The sequence below is a fragment of the Mariniflexile sp. AS56 genome (assembly GCF_030552475.1).
Taxonomy (GTDB): Bacteria; Bacteroidota; Bacteroidia; order Flavobacteriales; family Flavobacteriaceae; genus Mariniflexile.
In genome coordinates this window covers 222,241-234,912 of record NZ_JAUPED010000007.1, presented here as the reverse complement: position 1 = coordinate 234,912, position 12,672 = coordinate 222,241, and the positions used below count along the sequence as shown (strand labels likewise).

The window sequence follows — 12,672 nt, the reverse complement described above, 5'->3', positions numbered from 1 at the left end:
ATGAAATTCGTAATCAGCATACTCACCGTTTTTTTAAGTTGTACAGGAGCGCTTTCAGCACAAAAAACAACTGAGAAACCTAACGTCATTATCTTTTTTACAGACGATCAAGGGTATCAAGATGTTGGCGTTTTTGGTTCGCCATTAATAAAAACACCCAATTTAGATAATATGGCTGCAAACGGTATAAAATTTACCGATTTTTATGCAGCTTCATCTATATGTTCACCATCACGAGCAGCTTTGTTAACGGGTTCTTATCCTCCACGGGTTGGCGTACCTAAAGTACTTTGGCCAAATTTACCTGGTGGTTTAAACAATCAAGAATTGACTATTGCTGATATGCTGAAAACAAAAGGCTACAATACAGCATGTATTGGTAAATGGCACCTTGGCGACGAGGCTCAATATTTACCAACCAACCAAGGTTTTGATAGGTATTACGGTATTCCTTTCAGTAATGATATGTCAGTTAACCCAAAATCAAAGGTTTCAAAACATATTCTTTTTAGAGAAGGTATGACCATTGATAGTTTGCGTGAAGAAAAATGGAGAGGAAGACGTGTGCCTTTAATGAGACAAGACGAAGTGATAGAATATCCTGTAGATCAATCAACATTAACAAAACGATATACCGAAGAAGCCGTAAGTTTTATTAAAGAAAATAAGGACGAACCTTTCTTTTTATATGTGGCTCAAAGCATGCCACACGTGCCGCTTTACGCTTCTCCTAATTTTAAAGGAAAAAGTGCAAGAGGTTTATATGGCGATGTTATTGAGGAATTAGACTGGAGTATGGGCGAAATTTTAAAAACATTAGAATCTTTAAATTTAGATGAAAACACTTTGGTGGTTTTCACTTCAGATAATGGTCCTTGGACAACTAAAGGAAAAGAAGGCGGGAGCGCTTTACCATTAAGAGGTCATAAATTTGAAACCTTAGAAGGAGGCATGCGTGTACCAATGATTGCACAATGGAAAGGTAAAATAAAAGCAGGAAGTGTTACCGATAAAGTCGCTTCAACTATAGATTTATTACCAACTATAGCATACTTAACAGATACTGAAGTATCAGAAAAACCTATGGATGGTAAAAATATTTGGCCTTTACTTTCCGGAAATGAAAAAGCAAAATCACCTTACGAAAAAGACGGTTTCTATTACTACAAAGAATCAACACTAGAAGCCGTTAGAAAAGGCGATTGGAAATTACGTATTACCAAAGATTGTGTTGCCCTTTATAACCTTAAAGAAGACATTTCTGAAAATAATAACGTAGCAGCGGCAAACCCTAAAATCGTAAAGAAGTTACAGAAAATGATGACCGAATTCGATGCCGATTTAAAAGCAAACCAACATCAATATAATTAAAAACAATAGCAGTTTGAAAAAGATTCTCCATACCCTAAAAATAGTCAGTGTTTTTGCACTAATCATAAGTGCTTTCGCTTTTTCTAATAAGAAAGACCCACCTTATAAAAACCCGAAGTTACCCGTTGAAGAACGTGTAAGCGATTTATTAGGCAGAATGACGTTAGAAGAAAAATTCTGGCAAATGTTTATGATTCCAGGCGATTTAAAGATTGGAAAAGACAAATTGAAACACGGTATTTTTGGTTTTCAAATTTCTTCAAAAGGATTAAATGATAATGCCGCCGAGCAAATTATGGACTATGGTTCTACGGGAACCGCAGCTAATATGGCTAAAGAAATTAACGAACTTCAAAAGTTTTTCTTAGAAGAAACCCGTTTAGGAATTCCTATTATTCCTTTTAACGAAGCGCTTCACGGTTTAGCTCGAGATGGAGCTACCATGTATCCGCAAGCCATTGCATTAGCAGCAACTTGGGATACAGACTTAGTTGGCGAAGTAGCCGGTGCCATAACAAAGGAGACAAAAACAAGAGGAATTCGTCAAATATTATCGCCAGTATTAAACATAGCACGCGATGTACGTTGGGGACGTACCGAAGAAACTTATGGTGAAGATCCATATTTAACAACGCAAATGGCGCTTTCTTATCTTGGAGAATTCGAGAAAGAAGGTGTAATAACCACACCAAAACACTTTGTTGCTAATGTAGGCGCAGGTGGTCGTGATAGTTACCCAATTAGTTATAACGAACGTATTTTAGAGGAAATTTACTTTCCTGCTTTTAAAGCTGTTTTTCAAAAAGTAGGTGCGCGTTCAGTAATGACGTCTTACAACTCATTAAACGGTACGCCATGTACGTCTAACGAGTGGTTATTGCGTACTAAACTGAAAGAAGAATGGGGTTTTGATGGCTTTGTAATTTCCGATGCTGGAGCTACAGGTGGTGCTAATGTATTACACTTTACAGCTAAAGATTATGCCGAAGCTACAGAAGATGCTGTAGAAGCTGGTTTAGATGTTATGTTTCAAACCAACTACAACCACTACCCTTTATTTTGGGAAGCTTACAAAAATGGAATGGTCGATATTAAAGCGATTGACGAAGCAGTTAGCCGTATTTTAAAAGCTAAATTCGAATTAGGTTTATTTGAAAACCCATACGTAGATGCTAAAGAAGCAGCAATTTGGAACGGACATAAAACACACCGTGAGTTGGCCAGAAAAGCAGCCTCTAAAGCGATGGTTTTATTAAAAAATGAAAATGAAACTTTACCAATTGATAAAACTGTTAAAAAAATAGCACTTATTGGTCACGATGTGAAAACCGTGCGATTAGGTGGTTATAGTGGCCCAGGAAATAATCTTATTTCTATGTATCAAGGGGTATCAGATAAAATAGGACAAGACAATATTATCTATGCGCCTGGTGTAGCTTTAACTGAAGAAAATTATAACGTAATAGCCTCTTCGTACTTATCCACTACCAAAGAAGGTAAACAAGTTGCAGGTTTAAAAGGTGATTATTTTGATAATATTAAATTAAGCGGCCAACCTAAAGTAGAACGTATTGATAAGCAAATTAAGTTTGGATGGACCTTATTTTCACCACATGAAGATTTAGCTTACGATTGGTTTTCGGTACGATGGACAGGAAAACTAAAAGCGCCAAAAACAGGTGTTTTCAATATTGGTATTGAAGGTAATGATGGGTACCGCATGTATTTAGATGGCAAATTAATTATTGACAACTGGCAAAAACAATCATACAACAATATTTTAAAACCTTTTTCTTTTGATGAAGGAAAAACATACGACATTAAAATTGAATTTTTTGAAGCTGCAGGAAATGCAAAATTCAAATTAATTTGGGATGCCGAAATTCAAAACGAATGGGAACAACAAATTGCCGATGCTGTTGCAGCTGCAGAACAAAGTGATGTTGCGGTAGTGGTTGCTGGTATTCACGAAGGTGAATTTCAAGATCGTGCGTTATTAGCTTTACCAGGTCATCAAGAAGCATTAATTAAAGCCGTTGCTAAAACAGGAAAACCAACAGTTGTTGTTTTAGTTGGTGGTAGTGCCATTACTATGTCTAACTGGATTAACGATGTCGATAGTGTTTTAATGGCATGGTATTCTGGTGAAAATGGGGGAAACGGTTTTGCCGATATCCTTTTTGGTGACGAAAATCCTGCTGGACGTTTACCAATTACTTTTCCGGTAGATGAAGCGCAATGTCCATTGTATTACAACAATAAACCAACCGGTCGTGGCGATAATTACCACAACTTAACTGGGCAACCTTTATTCCCTTTTGGTTACGGATTAAGTTATACTGCCTTTGAATATTCAGATATTGAATTCAGTAAAAATAATATTTCAGCTAACGAAAGCGTAGAAGTTTCATGCACCATTAAAAATGCAGGAACAGTTGCTGGAGACGAAGTGGTTCAACTTTATATCCGTGATGAATTAGCTTCAGTATCTCGCCCTATTAAAGAATTAAAAGGTTTTAAACGCATCACTTTAAACCCTGGAGAATCTCAAAATGTAACCTTTAAATTAGATCCGGAAGCCTTATCTATGTTAGACAAAGACATGAAAAGATTAGTTGAAGCAGGCGATTTTAGAATCATGGTTGGTGCTTCATCAAAAGATATCCGTTTAAGAAAAATTTTAACAGTAAAATAGAACATTATGAACGTTTTTAAATATTCAGCTTTAACCCTTTTAGTCGCTTTTTCAGCTTGTAAAAATCAACCTCAAGTAACTTGGGTAAGCAGTACTAATGATCATGTTTGGGTTGAAAAAATCTACAATCCTTCTACGGAAAGCACAGCTACTAACCTATCCATTACTATTGATACACAAAACCAAGAACAAGAAGTTACAGGTTTTGGCGGCTGTTTCAACGAATTAGGTTGGGATGCTTTAGCTATGGTAACTCCAGAAGAAAAACAACAAATTTTAAACGATTTATTTAGTCAGGAAACGGGTTGTAAATTCAACGTTTGTAGAATGCCTATTGGCGCTAATGATTATGCTGTAGATTGGTATAGCCATAACGAAACTGCGGAAGATTTCGCAATGTCGAACTTCTCTATCGATCGTGATAAAAAACGTTTAATTCCATACATTAAGGAAGCACAAAAAATAAATCCGGACATAGAAGTTTGGGCTTCACCTTGGTGTCCGCCATCTTGGATGAAACATAGCAAACATTACGCTTGTAAATCTAATCCTGAATTTAACGATTTACCAGAGGAATGGAGTTCTACGGAAGAATTAGTGTCTCGTTTCATTATGGAACCAGAATATTTAGAATCTTACGCTTTATACTTTTCAAAATTCATAAAAGCTTATGATAATGAAGGTATTGAAATTAGCGCTGTTCATGTTCAAAACGAACCAAATTCGGCTCAAAACTTTCCATCATGCGTTTGGAAACCTCAAGATTTAGGCATTTTTATAGCCGACTATTTAGGTCCGAAACTTAAAGCTGAAAATTTAGATACAGATATCTGGTTAGGTACTGTTGAGCGTCCGCAAATAGAACGTGTAGATGCTATTTTACAATACAAAAACACTGAAGATTATGTTACAGGTGTTGGTTTTCAATGGGCAGGAAAAGGCGCTATTGAAGCTGTACATGCTAAATATCCAGACATGCAATTAATGCAAACTGAAACAGAATGTGGTGACGGTTCTAACGATTGGAAAGCGGCAGAATACACCTTCAACTTAATGAAGCATTACTTTGAAAACGGTGCCAACTCATACATGTATTGGAATATGGTTTTAGATGAAACAGGAAAAAGCCAATGGGGATGGAAACAAAATTCTATGATTTCTATTGATAGCAAAACTAAAGCTATAAAATACAATCCTGAGTTTTATTTAATGAAACATTTAAGTGCTTTTGTAGCGCCAGGTTCGGTAAAATTAGCGGCCTCTGGAGATACTAATAACGCACTTGCCTTTTATAACAAAGCGAATAATGAGGTAACTGTTTTGGCTTACAACAATACTTCGGAAGCACAAGAATTAGCATTAAACATCAATAACGAGATTGTAAAAGTAACTCTAGACGGAAAATCTTTTAACACGCTTGCTGTAAGTTTAAATTAGAATAACACATGATAAACACTTCATATAAGACGAATATTTACGGAGCAAAAACAATAGCATTACTTTTAGTATGTCTCATGTTTTCAGTAAGTATTTATGCTCAAGATGTTCAGAATACTTTTATTCCGCAACCAGAATCTGTTGTATACGCTTCACGCGGATTTAAATTAGATGAAAACACGCAAGTTTTTATTCCGAAGAAATTCAGCAAAGCTTTAGCACCTATGGTGTCATCAACACTTACAAATGACACCGGTTTATCGCTTACTGTAAACACAGGAAGAACCTCAGCGTCTAAAAACGTTATTGTTTTTGAAAAAGTAAAAAACGCATCTATTGAAGCCGAAGGTTATATTTTAGAAGTAAATGCTTCTAAAATTACTGTAAAAGCAACTGATTATGCTGGATTATTTAATGGTTTCCAAACTTTGAGACAGGCTATTCCTGCCGGTTCTAATGGAACTACAGCCATACCAAGTTTGACTATTACCGACAATCCAAGATTCCATTGGCGTGGTGTGTTGTTCGATGTTTCTCGTAATTTTCAAACCAAAGCTTTTATTTTAAAGCAGCTTGACGTATTAGCTTCATATAAAATAAATAAATTTCATTGGCATCTAACCGACGATCAAGGCTGGAGAATTGAAATTAAAAAATATCCAAACCTCACTCAAAAAGGAGCTTGGCGAGCAGACAGAACAGGCATTGCTTGGTGGTCTCGTGAGCATGCTACAGCAGATGAACCTAAAACCGTTGGTGGTTTTTATACCCAAGAAGATATTAAAGAAGTTATTGCTTATGCATCGGCTAGGAATATAGAAGTAATACCAGAAATTGATGTTCCCGGACACAGTAAAGCTTTAGTAGCATCGTATCCAGAATTGTTTTGTTTTGACGGTGAAACTGATGCTAATTTTGAATTAGCCACTGGTGGAAAAGCACCCGATAACGCAGTTTGTGCAGGAAAAGAAACTACCTATGCTTTTTTAGAGGATGTGATAAAAGAAGTAGCCGAGTTATTTCCTTCAAAATACATCCATATTGGTGGAGATGAATGCAACAAAACCAATTGGAAAAAATGTCCGCATTGCCAAAAGGTAATGACAGACCACAATCTTGCTGATGAGGAAGAATTACAAAGTCATTTTATTCAAAAAGTAAATAAAATAGTAACCGCCCAAAATAAACTAATGATTGGTTGGGATGAAATTTTAAGCGGAAAAGGAGCCAAAGGTGCTACTATTATGGCTTGGAGAAGAGGCATGCATACACCGGAATTACAAGCACCTCGTGAAGGTTACCCAACCATTATGACGTCGTATTTACACTCATACATCAGTCGTGTTCAAGGTCCAACATTTATGGAGCCAGAAGGACCAAATTCAGTATTACCGCTCTCTGTAGTTTATAATCATGAACCTATTCCTGCTGAATTAACTGCGGAAGAAGCGAGCCGTGTATTAGGAAATCAAACTTGTTTATGGGCCGAATTTACACCAACCGAAGAACATTTTGAATACATGCTTTACCCAAGAACCTTAGCAAGTGCCGAGGTGTCTTGGAGCAATCCAAAAGTAAAAAATTGGGAACGTTTTCAAAATGCATTAAAAACCGATCATTTTAAACGTTTAGAAAGAGATGACGTCAATTATGCAAATAGCATGTTTACTGTATATCCTGCCTTTGCTATCGATCAATTAAATACAGAAGCTATTGTGTTTTTGAAAACAGAAACCGTTGGCTTTTCTATTTATTACACGCTTGATGGTAGCGATCCAACAACCAACGCCATTAAGTATGAAGGCGATTTTAAAACAAAACCTAAAACCCTTTTAAAAGCTGGTTTATTTAACGATGCTGGCGAATTACTAGGTGAAATAACAGAAATACGATTAAAATAAAATCATGAAACTTCCATTACTAAATTTAAACCACAAGGAAATGATTATAAGGAAGAGCCATGTGACCAATAAAAAACAATAGAAATAACACATGAAACTATCAAAATTAGTAGCTCTTTTTATGTTCGTTGTTGCTTCAGCTTCAGCTCAAAAAAAACCAAATATTGTTTACATCATTTGTGACGATTTAGGCTATGGCGATGTACAAGTTTTAAATCCTGAAAAAGGAAAAATACTTACTCCTAAAATAGATGCCTTTTCGAAAGAATCTATGACGTTTACCGATGCGCACTCTGCTTCTTCAGTATGTACGCCATCCCGATACGCTATTTTAACAGGACGTTATTCATGGCGTTCTAGACTGCAACAAGGTGTTTTAGCTGGAGGTGAAGAATTAGAACCTTTAATAGCAGAAGACCAAATGACGGTTCCGAAAATGCTTAAAGAGGCAGGTTACAAAACCGCAGCTATTGGTAAATGGCATCTTGGGTTTAAGTTTGTTGACGACGAAGGAAATCCTGTTGAAGTTTACGATGGTAAAAAAGTAATTGGCCCAGCGATTGGTTCTACGGTACCAAACGGACCAGTTTCTCGTGGTTTTGACTCTTATATTGGCTTTCACCACTCTAGAGTTATGAAAACGGTTATAAAAGACGATAAGGTTGTTGATACAATGGAACCTGTGAAAATGTTACAATTTTTAGGTGATCATGCCGAAGATTATATCGCTAAGGAATCTAAAAACGATACGCCATTTTTTATGTATTTGGCATTAAACTCACCGCATAGTCCTGTGGTACCATCAAAAGCTTGGCAAGGAAAAAGTGGTATGGGCGCTTATGCCGATTTTGTTATGGAAACGGATGATGTTGTTGGTCGTGTGCTTGAAGCCTTAAAAGCAAATGGCATTGAGGATAATACTTTGGTGTTTTTCACAAGTGATAATGGTTGCTCCTACCCTGTTGCAAAAGTTGGTAAGTTAGAAAATGAATTCGGACATTACCCAAGTGCTGATTTTAGAGGTTACAAATCTGATATTTGGGAAGGCGGACACCGCATTCCTTTTATGGTAAGATGGCCAGAACATATTGAGGCTAACTCTATAAACGATAAGCTTATTTGCCAAACGAGTTTAATGGCGACTTGTGCTGAAATTGCAGGTTTAAATGTGGATGATAATGCTGGTGTAGATTCGTATAGTATTCTACCAATGCTGAAAAACAAAAAGGCAAAAACGGATTATAATTTAGTGGTTCATCATTCTATACATGGTAAATTTTCTATTAGGAATAAAAAATGGAAATTGGAATTAACACCTGGTTCTGGTGGTTGGTCTAATCCAAATGATAATAAAGCTAAAGCAGAAAACCTACCAGAAATTCAATTGTATAACATGAAAACCGATGCTGAAGAAACGACTAATGTTTATAAGAAGCATCCTAGAGTTGTTGCCAAATTGACAAAAAAATTAAAACGTATTGTTGAAAACGGTAGAACAACCACTGGAAAATCACAAGAAAATGATGTACCCGTAGATATTTTCAAAACAGAAAGCGCACAAAACACAGCAGCGCACTAATAGACTAAAAGCAGCCCATTTCATGAGTAGAACAAAAAGAAACATATCATTTTATTTCTGTCTAGCATTAACGGTTCTTGTGGCGGGTTCTTGTAAATCTTCAAAATCTGAAAAAGAAACCAAAACAACCCAAAAGCAGCCCGTAGATTATATAGACCCTATAATTGGTGCTATTACTTATGGTGAAAAATCTAAAGATGCTCATGGTTTTGGTAAAACATTTCCGGGTACTGCAACGCCATTTGGCTTGGTGCAATTAAGTCCGGATACGGTTTCTGATGGTGATAATGGTTCTGGGTATTCTTATGAACACCCAACCATGGAAGGTTTCAGTTTTACACACATGAGTGGCGTGGGTTGGTTTGGCGATTTAGGCAACTTTTTAGTAACACCTACAACAGGAAAACTACAAACTAATCGGGGTGTTGCCGAAAATCCAGAAAGCGGTTACCGTTCTCGATATTCTCATGATACTGAAACTACAGAGGCAGGATATTATGCTGTAACTTTAGATGATTATAATGTGAAAGCAGAATTAACTTCGGCACCAAGAGCAGGTATTATTCGTTTTACCTATCCTGAATCTGATAGTTCGCGCGTTCAAATTGATTTAGCGCGTCGTGTTGGTGGAACTTCAACAGAACAATACATAAAAGTAGTAAACGAAAACACCATACAAGGTTGGATGAAATGTCCTCCCGAAGGTGGTGGCTGGGGCGCTGGTGCAGGAAATGCCGATTACGTGGTGTATTTCTATTGTGAATTTAGCAAGCCGTTAAAAGATTATGGTATTTGGAGTGCCGATATTCCGGACGTGCCTAGAAAAATGCGTTTTATTAGAAGAGATAACTATCAAGATTCAATTAAAAATGCTGAAATCTTTGAAGGTAAAACGGAGATGCAAGGCAAGCATTTAGGTTTTTACACCAATTTTAGTACCAAAGTAGACGAAGAAGTGTTGGTTAAAAGTGGCATTTCATTTGTAAGTATTGCTGGAGCTAAAGAGAATTTAGAACACGATATTAACCATTGGAATTTCGATAAAACAAAACAGGAAGCTCGTGATAGCTGGAGTAAAGCTATTGACAACATATCGGTTGAAGGCGCTACAGATAGAGATAAAACTATTTTTTACACATCATTATATCATACTTTAATAGATCCACGTGCTTTTTCAGACGTCAATGGAAATTACATAGGAGCTGATAAAAAAGTGCATCAAACCAAAAATTTCACCTACCGAACTATTTTTAGTGGTTGGGATGTGTTTCGATCTCAATTTCCTTTACAAACCATTATCAATCCAACCTTGGTAAATGATGAGATTAACTCCCTTTTACAAATCGCTGAGTTAAGTGGCAAAGAATACTTACCGCGTTGGGAAATGCTAAACTCTTATTCCGGCGTTATGTTAGGTAACCCTGCTGTTTCAGTTATTAATGATGCCTACCAAAAAGGCATTCGAAATTACGATATAGAGAAAGCGTTTAAGTATTCTAAAAACACCGTAGATAATACTGGAAATGGTGAATTAGGTTATTCCCATAAACATATATCTAAAACTTTGGAGTATGCCTATTCCGATTGGGCATTGGCAACCTTTGCAAAATCCTTAGGAAAAAATAACATCGCTACAGCATATTTCAAAAAAAGCAAAAATTACAAGAATATTTGGAACGATGAAGTGAATTGGTTTAGAGCCAAAGACAGCACCGGAGTTTGGTTGGAATGGAAAGGAAAAACAGTGCACGGTCAAGGATGCATAGAAAGTAACCCCTACCAACAAGGTTGGTTTGTACCTCACGATATTGAGGGGCTAAAAACTTTAATGGGTGGCGAAGAAGCTTTTAAAAACGAATTGATTGCTTTCTTTGAAAACACTCCAGATCATTTCCTTTGGAACAATTATTACAATCACGCCAATGAACCGGTACACCACGTTCCTTTTATGTTAAACGAAGCAGGTGCACCACATTTAACCCAAAAAATAACACGTAAAATTTGTAGTAAAGCCTATGGTACCGATGCTTACGGATTATGCGGTAATGAAGATGTTGGGCAATTGTCCGCCTGGTATGTGTTAGCATCTATTGGTATTCACCCTATAAATCCTGGGGATAATAAATATCAAATAACGAGTCCTGTTTTCAATGAAATTGAAATAAAATTAGACCAAAATTATTACTCAGGAAAAACCTTTAAAATAATTGCTAAAAATAATTCAGAAGAAAACATTTATATACAATCCATAAAGTTAAACGGGAAATCATTAAATCGCTTTTGGATAACACATAAAGAAATAACTCAAGGAGGTATTTTAGAAATGGAAATGGGACCGCAACCCGTAATAAATTAAGAAAAACAAAAACTAATAACATGAAGAAGATCGCTATTATTTGCCTATTAGGCCTACTTGCATTTACAAGTAATGCACAAAAACAGTACCAATTCCCTATGCCAGAGTATACACCTACTCAAAATAACTTAGATGCGCGTAAAGAGTTTCAAGACATGAAATTCGGTATGTTTATCCATTGGGGGGTTTACAGCGTTTTGGCCGATGGTGAATGGGTGATGTTATTGAAAAAGATTAAAGCAGATAACTATGAACGTTTGGCAGACTTTTTTAATCCACAAGATTTTAATGCGGAAGAATGGGTTAAAATTGCAAAATCTGCAGGGATGAAATACATAACCATTACATCGCGTCACCACGACAGTTTTAGTATGTTTGATACTGATGCGAGTGACTTCAATATAGTAGATGCTACCCCTTACGGAAAAGATCCCTTAAAGGAACTGGCCGCAGCATGTAAAAAAGAAGGAATTAAATTAAATTTCTACTATTCTTTACTAGACTGGAAACGTGATGATTACAAAGATGGTAAAAAAGGAGATGAAGAAGCTTGGAATAAATATGTAGATTTTATGAAAGCCCAACTTACAGAATTGCTTACCAATTATGGAGAAATAGGTATGATTTGGTTTGACGGACATTGGGATCGAAAAGAAGCAAACTGGAAATATGACGAAATATACTCTTTAATACATGAGTTAAGTCCAAGTACTTTAATTGCAAACAATCACCACATACAACCCATACCAGGTGATGATATACAAACGTTTGAGCGTGATTTACCAGGAGAAAACCATGGTGGTTTTAGTGATGGTGTTCACGTAAGTCAATTACCTTTAGAATCTTGTGCCACTATGGCAAGTAAATGGGGCTATAGTATTTATGACAACAAGTTTAAATCTACAAAACAACTGATACATTTTTTAGTAAAAGCAGCTGGTAAAAACGGTAATTTATTATTGAATGTAGGGCCAATGCCCAATGGAGAAATACAACCAGAGTTTGTAAATACTTTAAAGGAAATGGGCGAATGGACTTCTAAATATGGTGAAAGTATTTACGGCACTAGAGGCGATGTTATACAAACTCAAGATTGGGGAACTATTACCAAAAAAGATAAAACATTGTACGTTCATATTTTAAACCCAACCCACGATCCTTATATTTTCATTCCTGAATTTAAAGAAAAAATATCTTCGGCGACATCATTCGATGGTAAAACAAAAATCAAATTCAAGCAATTAAAAGAAGGTACATTTATTTACGTAGATAGTAATTCTTTAAATGAAATAGATGAAATTATAAAACTTAAAATCAAATAGCAGCTATTTCA

Annotated in this window: 7 protein-coding genes; all 7 read left to right on the top strand. The window is 36.2% G+C overall.

The annotated features are described in order from the left end of the window. The 7 genes from Q5N74_RS10610 (at position 1) to Q5N74_RS10580 (ending at position 12,661) form a co-directional block, all read left to right on the top strand. Positions 1-1,371, top strand: coding sequence for a sulfatase (locus tag Q5N74_RS10610; RefSeq protein ID WP_304388771.1), 1,371 nt, complete (start codon positions 1-3; stop codon positions 1,369-1,371). Positions 1,372-1,384: 13 nt separating this feature from the next. Next, positions 1,385-4,066, top strand: coding sequence for a glycoside hydrolase family 3 protein (locus tag Q5N74_RS10605; protein WP_304388770.1), 2,682 nt, complete (start codon positions 1,385-1,387; stop codon positions 4,064-4,066). Between the two features lie 6 nt (positions 4,067-4,072). After that, complete coding sequence (locus Q5N74_RS10600) at positions 4,073-5,503, top strand: hypothetical protein (RefSeq protein ID WP_304388769.1); 1,431 nt, start codon at positions 4,073-4,075, stop codon at positions 5,501-5,503. A gap of 8 nt (positions 5,504-5,511) precedes the next feature. Further along, the gene (locus Q5N74_RS10595) at positions 5,512-7,404 is read left to right on the top strand and encodes a beta-N-acetylhexosaminidase (RefSeq protein WP_304388768.1); all 1,893 of its coding nucleotides are present in this window, start codon (positions 5,512-5,514) and stop codon (positions 7,402-7,404) included. Positions 7,405-7,495: 91 nt separating this feature from the next. After that, complete coding sequence (locus Q5N74_RS10590) at positions 7,496-8,983, top strand: arylsulfatase (protein ID WP_304388767.1); 1,488 nt, start codon at positions 7,496-7,498, stop codon at positions 8,981-8,983. A gap of 22 nt (positions 8,984-9,005) precedes the next feature. Then, the gene (locus Q5N74_RS10585; RefSeq protein WP_304388766.1) at positions 9,006-11,339 is read left to right on the top strand and encodes a GH92 family glycosyl hydrolase; all 2,334 of its coding nucleotides are present in this window, start codon (positions 9,006-9,008) and stop codon (positions 11,337-11,339) included. Between the two features lie 20 nt (positions 11,340-11,359). Further along, positions 11,360-12,661 (top strand): alpha-L-fucosidase, encoded by a 1,302-nt coding sequence (locus Q5N74_RS10580; RefSeq protein ID WP_304388765.1) that lies wholly within the window; start codon positions 11,360-11,362, stop codon positions 12,659-12,661. The last annotated feature ends 11 nt before the right edge of the window (positions 12,662-12,672 follow it).

What these genes read in the sequence shown, in the direction of transcription:
- Q5N74_RS10610 (WP_304388771.1), top strand. Translation starts at nt 1, where the DNA reads ATGAAATTCGTAATCAGCATACTCACCGTTTTTTTAAGTTGTACAGGA.
- Q5N74_RS10600 (WP_304388769.1), top strand. Translation starts at nt 4,073, where the DNA reads ATGAACGTTTTTAAATATTCAGCTTTAACCCTTTTAGTCGCTTTTTCA.
- Q5N74_RS10595 (WP_304388768.1), top strand. Translation starts at nt 5,512, where the DNA reads ATGATAAACACTTCATATAAGACGAATATTTACGGAGCAAAAACAATA.
- Q5N74_RS10590 (WP_304388767.1), top strand. Translation starts at nt 7,496, where the DNA reads ATGAAACTATCAAAATTAGTAGCTCTTTTTATGTTCGTTGTTGCTTCA.
- Q5N74_RS10585 (WP_304388766.1), top strand. Translation starts at nt 9,006, where the DNA reads ATGAGTAGAACAAAAAGAAACATATCATTTTATTTCTGTCTAGCATTA.
- Q5N74_RS10580 (WP_304388765.1), top strand. Translation starts at nt 11,360, where the DNA reads ATGAAGAAGATCGCTATTATTTGCCTATTAGGCCTACTTGCATTTACA.